Source organism: Domibacillus sp. DTU_2020_1001157_1_SI_ALB_TIR_016 (genome assembly GCF_032341995.1).
In the GTDB taxonomy this organism is placed as follows: domain Bacteria; phylum Bacillota; class Bacilli; order Bacillales; family Domibacillaceae; genus Domibacillus; species Domibacillus indicus_A.
Window position 1 is genome coordinate 1849956 of record NZ_CP135439.1, and the last position, 18170, is coordinate 1868125.

An 18170-nucleotide genomic window follows, 5' to 3' on the forward strand; every position below is an offset into this window, starting at 1 on the left:
AAACAGCACTCATTTCGAGTGCTGTTTTTCCTTATAATGGATCATTCCTTGAGCGCTGACATTGAGATCAATAGCAAGCAGTTCATAAACTGGATGATCATTTTCAACTCCGTCCCGTTCGAGCTGTTCGCGAACTTTTTGCATGAGTACTGTTTCGATCTCTTCGACTGTGCTGCTTTTTTTCAAAATCTGCATATACACATCAAGCCAGTCCAAGACCATGTTTGCAGCTTGCTTCGGCTGATCGTTCATTCCATAATGACTGAAGAAAAATCGTTGCGGATGAAAGGCCATCATTTTATCGATAGACTGCTTCATCAAATGCGGGTCAAATTGATTCGGTGAGGTAGTCGGCATAAAAAGCTCGGTTTCTTTGTTTTTAAGCTGGGCATATTGAATACCTGCTGTGTCGCCAGTAAACATTCCAGCCGATTTTTCATCCCAGATGGAAAAGTGATGGTTCGCATGCCCTGGTGTATGAAGAAATCGAAGAATGCGGCCGCCAAGATCCAGCTCGCCTCCGTCTTCCATTTGGATGATTCGTTCTTTTGGTACCGGCACGATCGGATCGAATAATTCATCGAACGCTTCTCCATATACCATTTTTGCACTGGCAATCAGCCGGCTCGGGTCTGCCAGGTGGCGGGCGCCTTTCGGATGCACAACCAATTTTGCATTCGGGCAGGATTGCAAAAACAAGCCGGCGCCGCCTGTATGATCAAGATGAATATGCGTGACGATCACATAGTCGATTTCTTCAGGCTGAATGTGTAGTTCCTTTAATCCCTCGAGTAAAAACGGAATAGAAGGGCTGGCACTTGTTTCAATAATTGCTTTTTTCGGCTCATGAAAGACATAGCAGCTCGTCCGCTCTTCAAACCCGGAATCGTGTAAATCAATTAACGATAAGTCAAATCCCAATGAAACCGCCATCATTTTTTTTGCCTCCTTTTGAAACGAAACGAACTGCCCCAGGGAGCAGTTCGTTCCATCCGTACAAGTATAGGAATTATTTTGAAACGGGAACTTCCGTTACCCATCCAAACTCGTCTTTGATCTTGCCTTTTTGAATGCCTGTAATTGTATCGTAAATACGTTTTGACAATTCACCTGTCTGGCCGCCGTTCAGCACCATTTTTTCTTCTCCCCATAAAAATTCACCAATTGGAGAAATAACAGCAGCGGTGCCTGTTCCAAAGGCTTCTTCCAATTTCCCATCACGGTAAGCCTGTGCGACTTCATCGATTGAGATACGTCGTTCTGAAACCGGGACATTCCAGTGTTTTAAAAGCTGAATGACTGAGTCGCGAGTTACCCCGTGCAAAATGCTGCCGTTTAGCGCAGGTGTCACCACTTCCCCGTCAATTTTCAAGAATACGTTCATGCTGCCCACTTCTTCGATGTATTTTTTCTCTACACCATCAAGCCAGAGCACTTGTGAGTATTCTTTTCCGGTTGCTGCTTCCTGCGCTTTTAAGCTGGATGCATAGTTTCCGCCTGTTTTCGCTTCACCTGTTCCGCCCTTTACCGCGCGGACAAATTCATTTTCCACGAGAATTTTAACCGGCGCAATTCCTTCTTTGTAATACGAGCCAACCGGCGACATGATAATCATGAAAATATAGTTTTTCGATGGAGCAACACCTAAAAACGGTTCTGTGGCCACAATAAATGGACGAACATATAAAGATGTACCTTCCGTTGTCGGAATCCATTCCTGGTCTACCTCAATCAGCTTTTTTAACCCGTCAATCACAAAGTCACCATCGATTTGCGGAATGCAAAGGCGTTCATTGGAGCGGTTTAAGCGTTCCATGTTTTTCTCCGGGCGGAATAAAAAGACTTTTCCTTCATCCGTCAAATACGCCTTCATTCCTTCGAATACCGTTTGTCCATAATGGAACACCATAGCCGACGGGTCAAGGGTAATCGGCTGATATGGAACGATGCGCGCATCATGCCATCCTCTGCCTTCCGTATAATCCATCATAAACATATGGTCGGTAAAAAAACGGCCGAATCCAAGGTTGGATTGATCCGGTTTTTCTCTTTTTGTGTCAGCTAATTGTACGGTTAATTCTTGTGTCATCTTCAAGGACTCCTCATGTGTAAAAATTCGTCAGCACAGGGGCTGATGTATGTACTTCTTCTATCATACAATTTTTTAGAATATTTTCACACTATAAAATCAAATTTTTTCAATATGCGCTGCTTTCTACTATAATAGATAAGAAAGAAAAGGTGAACTGATGTGCCTGTGGGCATCATGGCCGGCTCATCAGGGTCTTGAAAGAAAAATGGAGCTGGTTAAATGAATATAAAGAAACTAAGAGCCTTGTTCGGAGAAAGAATTCCGGATATATTGGGCGGAGAAAATCTAGTCAAGTTTTCGGTCTTGCTGCCGCTTATTCAAAAAAACGGCGAACTGCATGTGCTTTTTGAAGTCCGTTCCCTTTTTATGCGGCGGCAGCCAGGTGAAATTTGCTTTCCAGGCGGCAAAATCGATCAAAGTGATGAAAGCCCCGCTCATGCAGCCATTCGTGAAACCCAGGAAGAGCTGGGAATTCCGGCAGAACATATAGAAATCCTGTTTCCTCTTGATTACATGATTTCGCCATTTGGGACAGTCATTTACAGTTATGCCGGCCTCATTGACGTATCTCGTATGCAGCTGAACGAAGCGGAGGTCGGTGAAATATTTACTGTACCGCTTTCCTTTTTGCTGCAAACGGAGCCGGAGCTTCATTATGTGGCACTTAAGCCGGAGCCTGAGGAAAATTTTCCCTATCATTTAATTGCACAGGGAGAGAACTATGACTGGCAGACGAAAAGAATGGAAGAATATTTTTATCTTTACGAGGACCGGATTATATGGGGGCTGACCGCACGAATTTTAAAGCATTTCCTTGATATCTTGCGTTCTCACCCACATATGCTTGACAAATAGTTAGAATATACGATAATAAAAACAAATATATCAAAATGATGGGATTAGTATACAGACAGTTGCCGGATTAGAGAGGGAGTTCATCGGCTGAAAAGCTCCTGCGGAAAAGCACTGTAGAACCTGCCCTAGCCAACATTGCTTATGAAAACATAAGCCGGTCTTCCCCGTTATGGATGCAGAGTGGGCGCAGTTTTGCGTCAAAAAAGGTGGTACCACGGAAAGCATACCCGTCCTTTATGGACGATTCGGTATGCTTTTTTTTATGGAAAAGGATGAGATAATCGATGAAAAAGCAACGTATTGTCGTAAAAATTGGCAGCAGTTCTTTAACAGATGACAGCGGGAACATTATGGAAGAAAAAATCGCAGATCACACATCTGCGATTGCGGCGATGAAGCAAGCAGGACACGAAGTCATTGTTGTGTCCTCTGGTGCTGTAGCAGCTGGCTTTCGGGCGCTTGGCTACCCCGCGCGGCCGAAAGTAATGGCCGCACGCCAGGCCTCGGCGGCTGTCGGACAAAGCTTATTGATTCAGCGGTATATTGCCCACTTGTCGCCAAAAGGCATTACAACCGCCCAGATGCTGCTTACAAAAGGCGATTTTTATTCAAAAGGACGGTTTCAAAATTTCTACACGTCGATGAGTGAACTGTTAAGCCGCGGGGCTGTGCCGATCATCAACGAAAACGACTCTATTTCGATTGAGGAGTTAACGTACGGAGACAATGATATGCTTTCGGCACTTGTCAGCGGCTTCCTGCAGGCGGACGGCCTGGTGATTTTAACGGATATTGATGGCTTATATGACAGCAATCCGAAAACAAATCCAAATGCAAAACGGTTTAACTTTGTTCCGTCTATTACGGAAGAAATGCTTCAGGCAGCGGGCGGAAGCGGCTCGTCTGTCGGTACCGGCGGCATGAAATCAAAATTGCTCGCTGCAGACAAAGCCCAGTCTCTTGGCGTTTCTGTTTTTATTGGCAACGGAACCGGCGAACGAAAGCTGCTTGATATTATTGAAGGAAAAGGGGCCGGCACCTATATCGGCTCACCAATGCAGCCGCATATGCAGCGAAAAAAACAGTGGCTCGCTCTTCATGCCAAGCCGGCCGGAACGGTTACGGTAGATGCAGGAGCCGAAAAAGCAGTGTTAAAAGGCGGCAAAAGTCTTCTTCCTGTCGGCATTCTGGCTGTAGAAGGCTTGTTTGACGCATTGGATGTAGTAGATATACGCAGCCAAAGCGGTGAATTACTCGGCCGCGGCCAGGTCTTTTACTCATCGGTTGATTTAGAAAAAGTAAAAGGCCTGCCCGGTCCTGAAGCAAAAGCCTATTCCATTAACGAACGGGCTGAGGTGATCCACCGCGATAACTGGGTAACATTAAAAAATGAGAGCTAGGAGTGGAAAACATGAGTGAACTATTACAAAAAGCAGCACTGTTGAAAGAAGCATCTTTTGATATGGCAATGAAATCAACAGCCGAAAAAGACGAGGCACTTCTGCTGATTGCGGATGCTTTAATTGAACAGACCCCTTACATTTTAGCGGCAAATGAGCAGGATATGGCTGCTGGACGCGAAGCCGGCTTTACCGATTCTCTGCTGGATCGGCTTCAGCTGACGGAAGAGCGTTTAACTGCTATTGCTGAAGCGGTGCGCCAGCTGACGAAGCTAAATGACCCAATTGGTGAAACAGTCGAATCGTGGACGACTGAGCATGGCCTTGAGATCCAAACAGTCCGAGTGCCGCTCGGCGTGGTCGGCATGGTATATGAAGCACGTCCAAATGTAACGGTTGACGCAGCTACTCTTTGCTTAAAAGCAGGCAATGCCGTTCTGCTCCGCGGCAGCACTTCTGCACTCGAATCCAATAAAGCGCTCGTTTCAGTGATGAAAAAAGCGCTCGAGCAGTCTGCTCTTTCCGCAGATGCGATTCAGCTTTTAGAAGATACAAGCCGCTCCACTGCAGCTCAAATGTTTAAGCTGAATGAATATCTAGATGTATTAATCCCGCGGGGCGGCGCCGGCCTCATTCAATCGGTGATTGAACAGGCAACCGTTCCTGTTCTTGAGACAGGGGTTGGCAACTGCCACATTTTCATTGATGAGTCGGCTCAGAAGAACATGGCTATCGATATCGCGTTAAATGCGAAAACACACCGTCCTTCTGTTTGTAACGCAGCGGAAAGTCTGCTTGTTCATCGAAACTGGCCTTATCAGCGCGAATTGTTTGCGGCTCTTCAGGGAGCCGGCGTAGAAGTGCGGGGCGATGATAACCTGACCCATTCCTATGAGTATATAAAAGAAGCATCCGAAGAAGATTGGGGCCAGGAATACTTGGCTATGACACTGTCCGCAAAGCTCGTTGACAGTACAAAAGAAGCGGTGTCCCATATTAACCGTTACGGCACAAAGCATTCAGAAGCGATTGTGACGGACAATGAAGAAAGTGCGGATTTATTTTTCCGTGGAATCGATGCAGCGGTTTTATACCGAAATGCGTCTACCCGTTTTACGGACGGAGAACAATTCGGTTATGGAGCGGAGATTGGCATCAGCACCCAAAAACTGCACGCGCGTGGTCCGATGGGGCTGACGGCCATTACAACCGTAAAATCCCTTGTTCGCGGATCCGGGCAAATACGTCAATAAAAAAGCGGCGAGAGATTTCTCTCGCCGCTTTAGGCTGCCCGCAAACGCCCGCTTTCTTACTTTGTCTACGCTCTTGAGCGGCGGAAAAATCCGCCGCTTTTCACATAAATGCTTTGTCAATATAGTTGCTTTGTTTTAAAATCAATCCATCTTCTACAAGCGCTTCCCATATTACGCAATCAAGTGCATAAGGTGCTTCTGCCTGAAGCTCCTTCAGCATTTGCTTTGTTACCGTAAAAGAGTGGGAGAAGCCGTCTATAATAAACAAACCAGAAACATAATCCTCCCGTTTGTCCCAATTGAATAAAAGAAGCGTATCATAATCCCAGTCTGCCAGCTGCTTTTCCATGCAGTTGATCACGTGAAAAAAGAAGCTTTCCTGATCCATTACTTTAGCCAAATACCCGCGAAGCATTCCAGATGTATTCATATCTCCCATCCCCCTATAGTCCTTGCTTTCTTATAGTTTTTTCTTCCCTTTGCCTGCCCCTTTTAAACGAGAAAAGCGCATCATGTTTTGATGCGCTTTCCACTTTATTTTACCTCATTAATAACAAGCTGTTCACCGTTTTTTTCATAAACAAATGTCACACTTTGGCCAGGTTCCATTGATTCAAATTTTTTCATCGTTTCACTTTCAGCTTCTACTTGATAAGCGTTTGGTACGCCGTCTACTTCAATTTCTACTGTATGCGGATCGGCTACGCCGTTAAATGTCCCCGTTGCTTCTTTTCCCTGCACCGTTTCGGTCACTTCTTCCGTCGCATTTTCTGTAGCTGTTTCGGCTTGTTCTTTCGCGTCGCTTGCGCCCTGTTCAACGGCTGCGCCGGCATCAGCTGCTTTTTCTTTTACCGTATCGGCAGCTTTGCTTGCTTCATCCTGTACACCCTGTGTAGCTTGATCCGCTTCCTCAACGGCTTTTTCAGTTGACTGGGCTGCATTATCAGCTGCCGTTTTGGCATCGCTGGCCGCTTCATCTGCTGCTTGCTCTGAGTCTGTTGTTGTTTCTGTTTCTGTTTCTGTTGTTGTTTCCGTTTCTTGCTGCTCGGTCTGCTGCTCAGTTTGCTCTGCTTCTTCCTGAGGCGCCGTTGTTGTTTCTTCGGCTGTGTTTTCGTTTTCCTCTGGTGATGCATTCTCCGAATCAGCTGAACAGCCGGCAAGAAGTCCTCCAGCCAGTAAAGCGGCTCCCATGAAACCTGTTGCTTTCTTCATTATGTAGCTCCTCCTCATATGTTGTTACCTCACACTATACTTGTTTTTTGTTTTGAAGAAAAGTAATACGATAATAATAGAGGGGAAATGGATGATTTTTACTATTCCGATGGTCCTGCCAGTCAAGGCGGATTCGGCCGGTAACCTTTTTTTAATGGTACAAAAATGGAGTTCATCTGTCTTTGAAGGTTGAACGGATGCAGCTTTCTTTGGTTTTTCCTGTTTCGGTTCATGCTGTTGCGTTCAGTTTGTTCAATCAAGACAATGCCTCTTCTTTTGCCCATTCAAGCACCTCTTTCAATTTAGGAAATAGTCATGCCGCTTCTCTTACTATCATACGGTACAAGTATGAAGAATATGTAAATATGTTATTAAAGATTGTAAATTTATCAATCACCTATCCTGCTTAGCCGAGCAGTGATGTACCTCTCAACTTTCTTTTTCATTTCTATGAAAAAGCGGTATAATTATGTGTTGAAAGATTAAAGAGGTGTTTTTAAAATGAAAAAAACCATTTCACCCGCGTTTGATCCGTGGGAAAGCTATATGGATATTGACCAGTCCGGCTCTGCCCGGCTGTCTAATATTGAGTTTACAACGACGACACTCTGCAATATGCGCTGCGAGCATTGTGCAGTCGGCTATACGCTTCAAACAAAGGATCCTGAGGCTCTGCCTCTTTCGCTGCTGCTGTCACGCCTGGAGGAAATTCCACATTTGCGCGCGATCAGCATCACAGGAGGCGAACCGATGCTTTCCAAAAAATCAGTTGAACAGTATGTAAAACCATTGCTCAAATATGCCCACGAGCGCGGTATTTATACCCAAATGAATTCTAATTTGACGATTGATGCCGAGCGTTACGAAGCGATTGCGCCTTTTCTTGATGTTCTGCATATTTCCCATAACTGGGGCACTGTAGACGATTTTGTGGAAGCCGGGTTTGCCAATATGGAGCGCAAACCTTCCTATAGCCAGCGGGAAAAGCTATTTGACCGAATGATCGAAAACAGCCGGATTTTATCCGAGGCAAATGTGATGGTATCGGCCGAGACTATGCTGAATAAACGGACTCTTCCCCATCTTGAACACATTCATAAACAAATTGTCGGGGAAATGAAATGTGCCCGACATGAGGTTCATCCGATGTATCCAAGTGATTTTGCCAGCGCGCTTGAATCTTTGACGCTTGACGAAACCCGCAGTGCGATCCATCACTTGCTTGATGTTCGTGACCCGGATGTATGGATGCTGTTTGGAACACTTCCGTTTTTTGCGTGCAGTTCGGATGAGCGCGATCGTGAACTTCTGACCCGCCTGCACCAGGAACCGCTGGTGACCGTGCGCAATGATCCAGATGGACGCTCACGATTAAATGTGAATATTTTTTCCGGCGATGTGATCGTAACCGATTTTGCAGATGCACCGTCGCTTGGCAATATTGCAGACAACTCTCTTCAATCTTCTTTTGAAACGTGGAATCGTTCTGCATTGGCAAATGAAATTGCCTGCCATTGCTCGTCCGTCCGGTGTTTAGGCCCGAATTTACTTGTTAAAAAAGCTTATTATCCGGATACAGATTTTACAACACAAACAGCTTGGACAGAAAGAAAGGAAGTACAGCAATGAAAAAAGAAAAAGCGATTTTTGCTGGTGGGTGTTTTTGGTGCATGGTCAAGCCATTTGACCAATGGGACGGTGTTGAATCCGTTATTTCCGGTTACACAGGCGGGCACACGGAAAACCCAACGTATGAGGAAGTAAAAGCCGGCGGCACCGGCCATAAAGAAGCAGTTGAAATCATCTACGATGCCGATATTATTTCATATGAGCAAATCCTTGAGGTATACTGGCAGCAAATCGATCCAACCGATGACGAAGGACAGTTCCAGGACCGGGGTGAATCTTACCGGGCCGTTATCTTTTATTTGTCTCCTGAGCAGCAAAAAGCGGCCGAGGATTCTAAACGAAAACTGGCAGAGAGCGGTATGTTTAAAAAGCCGGTTGTGACGCCTATTTTACCGGCTGGTCCGTTTTATCCGGCAGAAGACTACCATCAGAATTTTTATCAAACACACGAGGAAGAATATAAAGCGGACCGGGCACAGTCCGGCCGCGATGAATTTTTAAATGAGCATTGGACAGATCATGAAACGAAGCATTAAGTCAGATGCTGTTGCCGGCTGGATTAAAGATCAGATCGTACGCGGCAAATGGGCGATTGGCACGAAGATTCCAAGCCAGCGTGTTTTGGCAGAAGAACTGTCTGTAAACCGCAGCACGGTTGTAGCTGCGCTTGAACAGCTGAAAGCGGCCGGAATTATCGAGGGCGTAATGGGAAAAGGAACGATTGTAGCGAGCAATACGTGGTCGCTTCTCGCTGCCCTGCCTGCAGAAGACAAAGTACAATCTTTACCAGCAGATACCGGGATTATTGACTTAAGCAAAGGTGAGCTTGCCGAAGATGTTTTTCCGGAAAATTATTTAAACGATGTGCTCAGCCGGCTGTCTGGAAAAATCCATTCACTAGGATATGAAGACCGGGGCGGTTATGAGCCGCTTCGCGAGGCCATTGCCGGGTATATGACCCGGCAGGGAACCAAGGTAGCGCCGTCTTCTGTTTTAATTGTGTCTGGTGCTATGCAGGGATTTGGCTTGATTGCATCCGGCCTGCTTGAGCGGGGATCTTCTGTTTTACTCGAAGAGCCTTCTTATCTGTACTCCATCCGTACTTTTCAGTCGCTTGGCATGTCACTCAAAGGCATTGAGATGGATGGTGATGGAGTAAAACTGGATTCACTGCAGAAGACTTGGACGTCCGGCCAAAAAGGAGCGCTTTATACCATTCCCTGCTTTCATAACCCGACCGGTATTTTAATGAGCGAAACAAGAAGAAAAGAAGTGCTGTCTTTTTGCAGCACAAACCGCCTGCCTGTAATTGAAGATGATATTTACCGGGATTTATGGCTCGATGAACCGCCGCCGCCTTCTTTAAAATCAATGGATGAGACCGGTAACGTGCTTTATATTGGCAGCTTGTCAAAAACGTTGAGTCCCGGCCTGCGGATCGGCTGGATCGCCGGCTCTGATTCCGTTATTGAACGGCTGGCAGACTTGAAAATGCAGGCTGATTACGGAACGAGTTCCCTCTCGCAGCGTGTAGCAGCTGAGTGGCTTGGTGAAGGGCTCTATGAACATCATCTTGAATATGTCCGTAAAGAGCTGAAAAAGCGGCGGCAGGCGGCTTCTGAGTCGCTTCAAAGGCACCTATCAGATGTCGCGCAATGGACAATGCCAAACGGCGGATTTTTTGTCTGGCTTCGTTTGAATCAGCCTATTTCTTTAAGAGAGTTATATACAGAAGCATTAAATGAAGGGATTTTATTTCATCCGGGAAGTATTTACACAGAGGGTACGTCACGGGCGATTCGGCTCTCATACGGCTATGCCCGTCCCGATCAGTTTGAAGAAGGCATCAAACGGATGAAAAAATGGATTGTTGCTTTATCAAAATAACTAAAGGAGTATCACACATGGTCATTACAGAACATACAGTTGAAAAAATAGAAGATCCATTTGGCATTTTAGAGGGAGATCGATATGAATATCGCCTTTTTGCTTCCGTAGATGAAGAGGATGAGTTGTATTCACCAGAAGGCTTTTATATCCGCGTTTTGTACGCAGTAACGGAATCTGGACAGCACATAGCCGGTTTATTTTTGCATAACCGCATAGATGACAGCGTATTGGATTTTGAACTAGAAGAAGATGAAGTGGAAATGGTTCGCGAATACTGCGCTTCTCAACTTTCCTAAACAGTAAAAACCCCGTCTGCTATCAATGCTGACGGGGTTTTTACATGGCTTCACTGACGGCTGTTTCCGTAACGACCAATCCCTTCTTCCTTATTGGGCTTTTTGAATATATAACTTCATCTGCTCTTCTGTTAAGTTGTGCATAAAGCGATAAAACGGAATTTTTTTAATTCCAAACGCCTTGCACATTTCCAAATAATATTCATATGCTTCCCGGTACATCTCCATATTTGCCACCCTTTCTGTTATATAACAATTTATTTTTGTTTTAATTAATATATAACAGAGTGAAAAGGTTGTCAATTTCTTTCGATAAAAAAAAGCAGAAAGATTTCTGCTTTTTAATGAATAATCACTTCATCTTCATCTTCTGGATCTACGGCCTGATCAATAAATACTTTTGTGCGGATGAACCATTTATGTGTTTCATCGGTTTTATGACTCTGCAAAGGAATCTTGATAGAAAATGGAACCTTATGTGCCTCACTTGCTTTTATATTCCGTTTAAATGGCAGGATAACTTCTTGGAAATGTTTTTCGTGCCATGAAAAATCACTGTCTTCCTTTACTTCTTCATACTGAAGATAAAGCAATATTTGAATTTTATCAATCGGCTCTTCTACTTTTCCTCCCTTTATGTGGACATAACCGTTTATCGTTTCTCCCGGCGATACCGTTTTTTGATCTATCATCGTATCTACTTTAACGCTTCCTATGCCAATGCTCGAAAAAAAATCTTTCCACATGTACTGTTCCTCCTGTTTTTAGTTTTCTTTTCCCTGAACAGGTTGTTTTTATAACGTTTTTTTGGTTATTTTATTTGAATTTTGCACATAATGCATTATTAACAAAATAACAGTAATTGGTTAAAATTCTTTTTTCCATACTGGATAAAAAAACTTGGTGCCTTTTTTATTGTATGGAAGCAGCTTCATGTCGGCGATCAAATGAGATAAGTATGCAAGCATTAAAACGGTTTGAAGCCCTTGAATCGGGAACTTTTGGGCAATTTCAGCGGCAACAAAATAAAAAAGAACCATCCCAATAAAAGAGTGTGTCCATGTCCGATGGGAAACGACAGAAGCAAATATAATAAACAGTCCTAAGTAAACAATCCATATTTCCTGTATGTACCACCCTGCATATGCGGCGATCGCTCCGGTTAAAAACAGTGATGTTCTTTGCTTAATAAACAGTCTTGGCAGAAGCAGCATCCCAAGGCTGACAAGAAAGCCGGTTACTTGTTTTACACCGAACAGCATAAAATAACTGTATAAAGCCAGCAGCACACCGGCTGCCGCAAAAAACAACACAAGCCATTTCTTTTCTACCGTAATTTTATTTGCCAGTTTTCCGTTCACATCCAGATCGGGAACTAATGCGGTAACGGCTCCGGCAAAACCGAAAAGAGCCGTTTCAACGATTGAAGACTGCGACCAGACAGCTATGCCCACCCCTGTAACAGCCCCAATCGCCATATGGGAAGATCCTTTCACGATTCCTCATCCTTTCATCATATAAAAAGCCGCCCTTTTACCGGACGGCTTTTTACTTTTATAAATTGTCCATAATTTGAAGCATCCAGTCTTGTACTGCTTCAATATGCTCTGTAGAAATTTCCATTTCACATAGTACAGTGCCCTTGCCGATAATTTTCAGCACTGGAACAATAGCCGGCTTTTTAGGATTGTAAGAATAAACAACTGTATCAATATGTTTGATCGGTATCCGCGTATTCGTTAACATCCCTATGCTTTTTAAGTATCCATTTTCTACTTTTACGCAGTTTTTCTTCCAGCTGTAGGATGATTCGGTTACAACTGCCTGCGCTTGCTCGTCTGTAAAAATTACCATCTTTATTGATAACTCCTTTTTGTTCACCGCGACTACTTAAAAATAACAGCTTCCATTCCATTTGTAAATACTATTCTAAACCCTTAAGTTTACATAATATTATTATGGTTCTTTTCGACACAAAAAAATAAAACGGAACTTATTCCGTTTTACATCACTTTTGCTTTAATAAACACTTGTGGATTTTGCGCTTTTATCGCTTTCACAAAGCGGTTTGGGTTGCGCAGAATAAAAAAGTAAGAAACATTTGAACGGGTATAAACAGCGATCCGTTCCTTTTTGACGTAAGGACGGATAATATATTTCTCAAAAAAGGATGCATCCTTTGATATTTCACCCATTTCAAACACTTCCACAATCTCATTCGTTGGAATAGATGTTTCCTGGGTGCCATTTTTAACAACAAGCACTCCCTCTTCTACTTTATGTCCAGAGAATACACGGCTTGCCCATACTATTCCGGCAATCATTGCAACGACAGCTGCTGCCATATAGATCATACTCATCCTCCTGATCGTTCATCATTCATTTATTTGCCATCCTTATTTTACTCGTTTTTTCTAAAAAAACACCTATTTCCTTCAGAAAAATGTAGCATTTTTGTGACAAATAGCCAGAATGATATTGACAGCGCTTGCAATTTATGCTTTTTAAAAAAGACTTTAAAAATGTAAAACAGGTGAAGCATTTGCTTCACCTGTTATGGTTTCATTCAGAATTATTGTTTTTCAACGTTAGCAGCTTGTGGGCCACGTGGTCCTTCAACCACTTCAAATGTCACGTTTTGACCTTCTTCAAGTGATTTGTAGCCTTCACCTTGAATAGCTGAGAAATGAACGAATACATCGTCCTGTCCTTCAACTTCGATAAAACCGAAGCCTTTTTCTGCGTTAAACCATTTTACTTTACCTTCTAGCATGTTATGTCCTCCTCGCGCTTAATACGCAAATCTTTTCTTGCTGTTTGCTGCTATTTCAAGATGAAGCACGTAATGTGATATCATTTGAAACGAACGAACAACTGTCTTTACTATATCATCTTTTTTTAGGCGGTGCAACCGCAATCTTTCCATTTTTCTCAATTTCAAGCATCCTTGCTATCTGTAAAAGATGAGCTGGAATATCCCATTTTATCGTACGGTCCGGGTAGACCCACATGCGGATGATATCAAGCTTATCAAGACCGGTCTCAAGCTTTGACACAACCCATTTCATTCGGTCAAGCCCTGGGTTTGCCATAATAAACAAGCTTGGATTTTCAGCTTCCCCCTGGGCACGAATGAGCTTTTCAATCTGGTCTCCTGTATTGCCCCGCAGCTGGTTGTTGTCATAAACCATGCCTTCCTGCTGGCGTTTTCCGCGTGAACCTTTACACTTTATGTAAGCGTACCAGTCCTGTTTAGCGGCGATTAGATCATGGCTCCCGGCTGCAGCTTCAAGCTGGAGCGTCCATCCTTGAGCCATTAAATGCTCCGTTACAGCTTCAAGTACTTCTTCCTGTGTTAGAACAAATTCATCCGGCACTTTTAATCGTTCAAGACTAATCGGCACACGTCTTCCCTCCTTTTCTTTTCATATTACATTCCACCCGCATGCCTGGTTTCCCTTCTCAGCGCAGAATTTTCCGCATAATCTGCACGCGATTTTCATAAGGAGGATACAAAAACGGCATGGAAAGCGACGTTTTTTTGCGCAGAATGCTTTTTTTATGGGAAAAAAGATCGAAGCTTGCTTTTCCATGATAGGCATTCATGCCGGAAGGCCCGACGCCGCCAAACGGAAGATGCGGACTTGATACGTGAAGAAGCGTATCATTGATCGTAGCACCGCCAAACGGAATGGAAGAAACAAGCTTTTCTTCAATTGCTGCCTCTTTTGTAAACGCGTAAAGCGCCAGCGGTTTAGGAAGCTGTTTGACTTTCTTAATGGCCTCATCGAGCTCCGTATAAGTAAGAACAGGCAAAATTGGACCAAATATCTCTTCTTCCATTAATGCATCGCCCCACTCTGCTTCAACCACAGCAGGCGCAATAAACAAGTCTTCCCTGTCTGCCGCGCCGCCCATAAGAAGGCGCCCGTTCGTCCGCTCGAGCATAGCGTGCAGCCGGTTAAACTGCCGTTCGTTGACAATACGCGCAAAATCAGGACTTTCCTGCGGCGCTGCTCCGTAAAAATCATGCACAGCAAGCTGCAGTTCTTCCAAAAAAGCACCCTTTGCATTTTGATGTACGAGCACATAATCCGGTGCTACACATGTCTGGCCGGCGTTTGTAAATTTCCCCCATGCAATCCGGCGGGCGGCTTGTTTTAAATCAGCTGAATAGTCTACGAAAGCCGGGCTTTTGCCGCCGAGCTCCAGGGTAACGGGAATCAGCTGCTTAGCTTCTGCACCCATTACTACTTTTGCCGTTGAGGCACTTCCGGTGAAAAATATATAATTAAAAGGAGCTTCTAGCAAAGCGGTAACCGTTTCTTTTCCGCCTTCCTGGACACCGATAAACCCGGGCTCAAAAAGTTCTTCTAAAAGGCTTTTAATCACAGCAGAGGTGTGAGGGGTGCTTTCGGAAGGCTTGACCACAACGGTATTTCCGGCTGCAACGGCGCCGATTAGCGGTTCAAGAACCAATTGAAATGGATAATTAAACGGGCCGATAATGAGAACACTCCCGTACGGCTCCGGAATAATATAGCTTTCCGCCGGCTGCTGGTACAAAGGAGTATCGACTTTTTCCGCCGCTGCCCATTCCTTTAGATGATTCTGCATGTATCGAATGCTTTCATATAAGAAGCCGATTTCTGTTGTATACGCTTCAAAGGCACTTTTGCGTAGATCTCGGTGCAGTGCTGCTGAAATCTCGTTTTCATACTTTTTTATTGCTTGCTTTAACTCTGTCAGGCGCTCGATTCGCCAATCGATACTTCGGGTGACGCCTGAATCAAAAAAATCCTTCTGAGCCCGCATCATATCGGCCACATTCATGCTTATCAACCCCTGTATGTATTATTTCTTTTAGTTTAACAGTCTCCTATAGGAGCGTCAAAAAACACCTTCAAATTTGGGGTAAAGTGCGTTATGATGACACAGAGAGGTGAAGGTTGTGAACATATTGCTTTGGACAGCTGGTGCCGCCATTCAAGCAGCAGCAATGTCGATTTTTTTATTTCCGCACGCCATTTCTTCCGGCGGTGCAGCAGGTATCAGCATTATGATGAATCATGTGCTACATACTCCTTATGCGGCAACAATCTGGGGAGTGAACGCCATCATGATCGTCCTGGCCTTTAAATGGCTTGGCCTGAAAACAGCAGCCGGCACCATGTATTGTGTGTCGGTTACAGCGACCGTTATTCATTTTTTAACACCGGTTTTTATTGTTCCACCCGCAACAATTTGGCTTGATCTTCCGGCCGGCGCCCTTTTGTTTGGAATTGGGCTTGGCATCCTGTTTAAAGCCGGTGCTTCTTCCGGCGGTATGGATATCGCGGCGCTTATTCTGTCAAAATGGCGGAACTGGGCACCGGGACGAACGTTATTTTACATAAACACGCTGATTTTAATTGCAACGGGAATCGTGGTGGATGTTAAAACCATCCTCTATGCGATTGCCTGTCAATGGATCGCATCACGGATGATTGATTTTATTCAATCAGCTGCGGTTTATCCTGTGCAAAAAAAGGCGCTTCCGAAGCAGTAGCTTCAGGAAGCGCCTTTTTTTATTTGTCGTTCATCGCTGTTTTTAACGTTTCAATATTTTGTTTCATAATCGACATATAATCCTGTTTCTGTTCAATATCTTCTTCTGTCAGTGTAGCGAGGTTGTGAAGGCGGAGAGAATCTGCTCCAATTTCGTCTTGAATCACCTTAGCAATTTTAGGCGTTACGTTTTGCTCGAAAATCATGTAGTGAATATTATGCTCTTTCGCTGTATCGGCCAAATCTTTCAGCTCTTTTTGTGACGGCTCATCCGTAGACGATAAACCGGCCACACTCAGCTGTTCAATGCCGTATGATTTTTCCCAGTAGCCGTACGCTGCATGAGACACGAGAATTTCCTTATGTGCTGCTGTATCGGCCATTGTATGGAAGTCTTCATCCAGCTGCTCAAGCTCGGCTGCCAGCGCCTCATAGTTTTTTGTATAAAGCGCTTCTTCATTCGGGTTTAGTTCAACCAGTTCTTCTTTTACAATTTCAGCTATTTGTTCTGCCAACAGCGGATCCAGCCAGATGTGCGGATCCACTCCACCATGGTCATGCCCATCTTCTGATTCAGAGCTGTGCTCTTCTGCGGCTTCTTCTGATTCGTGATTATGCTCTTCCACTGCTTCTTCTGATTCAGCGCTATGTTCTTCTGTCCCGTGGTCATGTGCCGAATCAAGCTCCACCTGCTCACCTACATTTACCACATGCACATCTTCAGAAGAAAGGGTCTCGGTTACTTTATCTGCAAACGGCTCCAACTGAAGGCCATTATATAAGAATAAATCAGCTCCAGCGATATCTAATATCGTTTTAGATGTTGGCTCATACGTATGCTCATCTGCTCCTGCAGGCAGCATGCTTTCTACTTTTACCGTATCACCGCCGATACGCTGGGTAAAATATTGAAGCGGATAAATCGTTGTATAAACTGTCAATGTGTCATCCGCTGCTTTTTTTGTATCCGCTGCTTCGTTTTTTTCATTTCCGCAAGCTGCCAGCATTAAAAGCAAGCCAGCTGCCGCTGCTGTCCATTTTTTCACGTGTATATCCTCCAGAATCGAATGTTTCTTTAATAATATAGTAATCATTCCGATTTGTAAACAGTAATTGTTACGATTTAAAAAAGCACCCACCTTTTGGTGGGTGCCTGCTCGTTATTTCGTTAAAATAATCGGCTCGCCTCTCGTGACAATAACCGTATGTTCAATTTGCGCTACCCGGCTTCCGTCTGGTGTTACAAACGTCCATCCATCTCCTGACTCTTTAATCATATCGGCTTTTTCTGAAACGAACGGTTCAAACGCAATCACCATTCCTTCTTTTAAAAGCGCATTATCCCACGGATCAAAATAGTTTAAAATATGATCCGGTGCTTCATGGAGTGATTTGCCGATTCCATGCCCGGTTAAATTTTTAATGACCTCAAATCCATTGCGGCGCGCTTCATTTGCGACTGCTTTTCCAATTTGGTTTTGCTTTGCGCCTGCTTTGATTTTCATTAAGCCGCGCTCAAAAGCCTGCTCTGCCGTTTGGCATAATTTCGTTAAAACAGGATCGCCCTCGCCTACCACAAAGGAAATACCTGTGTCTGCAAAGTAGCCGTCGAGTGACCCGGAAACGTCAATATTTACAAGGTCGCCTTCTTGAATCACACGGCTTCCGGGGATACCGTGGGCCACTTCGTCATTTACACTAATACACGTAAAGCCCGGAAAATCGTATTCCCCTTTTGGCCCCGAAATCGCACCATGCTGCGCAAACAGGCGGCCGCCCAGTTCATCTATTTCTTTTGTAGTCACGCCTGGCTTTGTAAAAGCGCGCATTTCATCGCGAATCGACGCGACGATTTTTCCGATTTTTTGGAGTGCTTGAATATCTTCATCTGTTTTTACAATCATTAAGTCCATTCCTTCACTTTTAATTTTCCATTACTTATTATAGCAGAATGTTAAGAATCTGTTGAAAATATGTATGGATCATGTTTGATGCA

The 18170-nt window shown here is 44.3% G+C and carries 23 protein-coding genes and 1 other annotated feature; of the genes, 8 read left to right on the forward strand and 15 right to left on the reverse strand.

The window, feature by feature from the left end; genetic code table 11:
• Positions 1–9: 9 nt before the first annotated feature.
• Both RRU94_RS17345 and RRU94_RS17350 read right to left on the reverse strand, forming a co-directional pair.
• Positions 10–936, reverse strand: coding sequence for an MBL fold metallo-hydrolase (locus tag RRU94_RS17345; RefSeq protein WP_315692114.1), 927 nt, complete (start codon positions 934–936; stop codon positions 10–12).
• Positions 937–1009: 73 nt separating this feature from the next.
• Positions 1010–2089, reverse strand: coding sequence for a branched-chain amino acid aminotransferase (locus RRU94_RS17350; protein WP_315692115.1), 1080 nt, complete (start codon positions 2087–2089; stop codon positions 1010–1012).
• A 222-nt stretch (positions 2090–2311) separates the two neighbouring features.
• Between RRU94_RS17350 and RRU94_RS17355 the strand changes: the two genes are divergently transcribed.
• The 3 genes from RRU94_RS17355 (at position 2312) to RRU94_RS17365 (ending at position 5600) form a co-directional block, all read left to right on the forward strand.
• Positions 2312–2947, forward strand: a complete 636-nt coding sequence (locus RRU94_RS17355) for an NUDIX hydrolase (RefSeq protein ID WP_315692116.1) — start codon at positions 2312–2314, stop codon at positions 2945–2947.
• A 30-nt stretch (positions 2948–2977) separates the two neighbouring features.
• Positions 2978–3185: a binding site (T-box leader), on the forward strand.
• 46 nt (positions 3186–3231) lie between these two features.
• Entirely contained in the window at positions 3232–4347 is a 1116-nt protein-coding gene (gene proB, locus RRU94_RS17360; protein ID WP_251272343.1) for a glutamate 5-kinase, read from the forward strand.
• A gap of 11 nt (positions 4348–4358) precedes the next feature.
• Positions 4359–5600: a glutamate-5-semialdehyde dehydrogenase gene (locus tag RRU94_RS17365; protein ID WP_315692117.1), complete on the forward strand. Its 1242-nt coding sequence runs from the start codon at positions 4359–4361 to the stop codon at positions 5598–5600.
• A gap of 100 nt (positions 5601–5700) precedes the next feature.
• On the opposite strand, the gene RRU94_RS17370 is transcribed toward RRU94_RS17365, so the two are convergent.
• From RRU94_RS17370 to RRU94_RS17380, 3 genes are all read right to left on the reverse strand, one after another.
• Positions 5701–6030, reverse strand: coding sequence for a hypothetical protein (locus tag RRU94_RS17370; RefSeq protein ID WP_315692118.1), 330 nt, complete (start codon positions 6028–6030; stop codon positions 5701–5703).
• Between the two features lie 104 nt (positions 6031–6134).
• Positions 6135–6812, reverse strand: coding sequence for a hypothetical protein (locus tag RRU94_RS17375; RefSeq protein WP_315692119.1), 678 nt, complete (start codon positions 6810–6812; stop codon positions 6135–6137).
• Positions 6813–6934: 122 nt separating this feature from the next.
• Complete coding sequence (locus RRU94_RS17380; protein ID WP_242232955.1) at positions 6935–7096, reverse strand: hypothetical protein; 162 nt, start codon at positions 7094–7096, stop codon at positions 6935–6937.
• Positions 7097–7313: 217 nt separating this feature from the next.
• On the opposite strand from RRU94_RS17380, the gene yfkAB reads away from it, so the two are divergent.
• From yfkAB to RRU94_RS17400, 4 genes are read left to right on the forward strand one after another with little or no spacing between them, the layout of a single operon-like run.
• Positions 7314–8441: a radical SAM/CxCxxxxC motif protein YfkAB gene (yfkAB, locus tag RRU94_RS17385; protein WP_315692120.1), complete on the forward strand. Its 1128-nt coding sequence runs from the start codon at positions 7314–7316 to the stop codon at positions 8439–8441.
• Entirely contained in the window at positions 8438–8977 is a 540-nt protein-coding gene (gene msrA, locus RRU94_RS17390) for a peptide-methionine (S)-S-oxide reductase MsrA (protein WP_315692121.1), read from the forward strand. The genes yfkAB and msrA overlap by 4 nt, the downstream gene beginning before the upstream one ends.
• The gene (locus tag RRU94_RS17395; protein WP_315692122.1) at positions 8943–10328 is read left to right on the forward strand and encodes an aminotransferase-like domain-containing protein; all 1386 of its coding nucleotides are present in this window, start codon (positions 8943–8945) and stop codon (positions 10326–10328) included. The genes msrA and RRU94_RS17395 overlap by 35 nt, the downstream gene beginning before the upstream one ends.
• Positions 10329–10345: 17 nt before the next feature.
• Positions 10346–10627 carry a DUF6509 family protein gene (locus tag RRU94_RS17400; protein WP_315692123.1) on the forward strand — a complete coding sequence of 94 codons (282 nt, stop codon included), beginning with the start codon at positions 10346–10348 and terminating at the stop codon, positions 10625–10627.
• A gap of 90 nt (positions 10628–10717) precedes the next feature.
• Here RRU94_RS17400 and RRU94_RS17405 read toward each other — a convergent pair whose 3' ends face one another.
• The 8 genes from RRU94_RS17405 to RRU94_RS17440 form a co-directional block, all read right to left on the reverse strand.
• Complete coding sequence (locus RRU94_RS17405; RefSeq protein ID WP_242232960.1) at positions 10718–10855, reverse strand: hypothetical protein; 138 nt, start codon at positions 10853–10855, stop codon at positions 10718–10720.
• A 113-nt stretch (positions 10856–10968) separates the two neighbouring features.
• Entirely contained in the window at positions 10969–11373 is a 405-nt protein-coding gene (locus tag RRU94_RS17410; protein ID WP_315692124.1) for a sporulation protein, read from the reverse strand.
• A 120-nt stretch (positions 11374–11493) separates the two neighbouring features.
• Entirely contained in the window at positions 11494–12123 is a 630-nt protein-coding gene (locus RRU94_RS17415) for a metal-dependent hydrolase (RefSeq protein ID WP_315692125.1), read from the reverse strand.
• A 58-nt stretch (positions 12124–12181) separates the two neighbouring features.
• Positions 12182–12481, reverse strand: coding sequence for a hypothetical protein (locus RRU94_RS17420; protein WP_315692126.1), 300 nt, complete (start codon positions 12479–12481; stop codon positions 12182–12184).
• A 149-nt stretch (positions 12482–12630) separates the two neighbouring features.
• On the reverse strand, positions 12631–12981 hold the full coding sequence (locus RRU94_RS17425) for a hypothetical protein (RefSeq protein ID WP_242232964.1): 351 nt from the start codon (positions 12979–12981) through the stop codon (positions 12631–12633).
• A 218-nt stretch (positions 12982–13199) separates the two neighbouring features.
• Entirely contained in the window at positions 13200–13400 is a 201-nt protein-coding gene (gene cspD / locus RRU94_RS17430; protein ID WP_242232965.1) for a cold-shock protein CspD, read from the reverse strand.
• 115 nt (positions 13401–13515) lie between these two features.
• Positions 13516–14031: a hypothetical protein gene (locus tag RRU94_RS17435; RefSeq protein WP_315692127.1), complete on the reverse strand. Its 516-nt coding sequence runs from the start codon at positions 14029–14031 to the stop codon at positions 13516–13518.
• A 58-nt stretch (positions 14032–14089) separates the two neighbouring features.
• The gene (locus RRU94_RS17440) at positions 14090–15460 is read right to left on the reverse strand and encodes an aldehyde dehydrogenase (RefSeq protein WP_315692128.1); all 1371 of its coding nucleotides are present in this window, start codon (positions 15458–15460) and stop codon (positions 14090–14092) included.
• A 118-nt stretch (positions 15461–15578) separates the two neighbouring features.
• Here RRU94_RS17440 and RRU94_RS17445 point away from each other — a divergent pair, with 118 nt between their 5' ends.
• Positions 15579–16175, forward strand: coding sequence for a YitT family protein (locus RRU94_RS17445; RefSeq protein ID WP_315692129.1), 597 nt, complete (start codon positions 15579–15581; stop codon positions 16173–16175).
• A gap of 19 nt (positions 16176–16194) precedes the next feature.
• Here the strand turns inward: RRU94_RS17445 and RRU94_RS17450 are convergent, their stop codons facing one another.
• Both RRU94_RS17450 and map read right to left on the reverse strand, forming a co-directional pair.
• Positions 16195–17220, reverse strand: coding sequence for a metal ABC transporter solute-binding protein, Zn/Mn family (locus RRU94_RS17450; RefSeq protein ID WP_315692130.1), 1026 nt, complete (start codon positions 17218–17220; stop codon positions 16195–16197).
• 114 nt (positions 17221–17334) lie between these two features.
• Complete coding sequence (map, locus tag RRU94_RS17455; protein ID WP_251272356.1) at positions 17335–18078, reverse strand: type I methionyl aminopeptidase; 744 nt, start codon at positions 18076–18078, stop codon at positions 17335–17337.
• Positions 18079–18170: the final 92 nt, after the last annotated feature.

Coding starts and splice junctions, on each gene's coding strand:
- RRU94_RS17345 (WP_315692114.1), bottom strand. CDS start 936: ATGATGGCGGTTTCATTGGGATTTGACTTATCGTTAATTGATTTACAC.
- RRU94_RS17350 (WP_315692115.1), bottom strand. CDS start 2,089: ATGACACAAGAATTAACCGTACAATTAGCTGACACAAAAAGAGAAAAA.
- RRU94_RS17355 (WP_315692116.1), top strand. CDS start 2,312: ATGAATATAAAGAAACTAAGAGCCTTGTTCGGAGAAAGAATTCCGGAT.
- proB (WP_251272343.1), top strand. CDS start 3,232: ATGAAAAAGCAACGTATTGTCGTAAAAATTGGCAGCAGTTCTTTAACA.
- RRU94_RS17365 (WP_315692117.1), top strand. CDS start 4,359: ATGAGTGAACTATTACAAAAAGCAGCACTGTTGAAAGAAGCATCTTTT.
- RRU94_RS17370 (WP_315692118.1), bottom strand. CDS start 6,030: ATGAATACATCTGGAATGCTTCGCGGGTATTTGGCTAAAGTAATGGAT.
- RRU94_RS17375 (WP_315692119.1), bottom strand. CDS start 6,812: ATGAAGAAAGCAACAGGTTTCATGGGAGCCGCTTTACTGGCTGGAGGA.
- RRU94_RS17380 (WP_242232955.1), bottom strand. CDS start 7,096: ATGGGCAAAAGAAGAGGCATTGTCTTGATTGAACAAACTGAACGCAAC.
- yfkAB (WP_315692120.1), top strand. CDS start 7,314: ATGAAAAAAACCATTTCACCCGCGTTTGATCCGTGGGAAAGCTATATG.
- msrA (WP_315692121.1), top strand. CDS start 8,438: ATGAAAAAAGAAAAAGCGATTTTTGCTGGTGGGTGTTTTTGGTGCATG.
- RRU94_RS17395 (WP_315692122.1), top strand. CDS start 8,943: ATGAGCATTGGACAGATCATGAAACGAAGCATTAAGTCAGATGCTGTT.
- RRU94_RS17400 (WP_315692123.1), top strand. CDS start 10,346: ATGGTCATTACAGAACATACAGTTGAAAAAATAGAAGATCCATTTGGC.
- RRU94_RS17405 (WP_242232960.1), bottom strand. CDS start 10,855: ATGGAGATGTACCGGGAAGCATATGAATATTATTTGGAAATGTGCAAG.
- RRU94_RS17410 (WP_315692124.1), bottom strand. CDS start 11,373: ATGTGGAAAGATTTTTTTTCGAGCATTGGCATAGGAAGCGTTAAAGTA.
- RRU94_RS17420 (WP_315692126.1), bottom strand. CDS start 12,481: ATGGTAATTTTTACAGACGAGCAAGCGCAGGCAGTTGTAACCGAATCA.
- RRU94_RS17425 (WP_242232964.1), bottom strand. CDS start 12,981: ATGATCTATATGGCAGCAGCTGTCGTTGCAATGATTGCCGGAATAGTA.
- cspD (WP_242232965.1), bottom strand. CDS start 13,400: ATGCTAGAAGGTAAAGTAAAATGGTTTAACGCAGAAAAAGGCTTCGGT.
- RRU94_RS17440 (WP_315692128.1), bottom strand. CDS start 15,460: ATGAATGTGGCCGATATGATGCGGGCTCAGAAGGATTTTTTTGATTCA.
- map (WP_251272356.1), bottom strand. CDS start 18,078: ATGATTGTAAAAACAGATGAAGATATTCAAGCACTCCAAAAAATCGGA.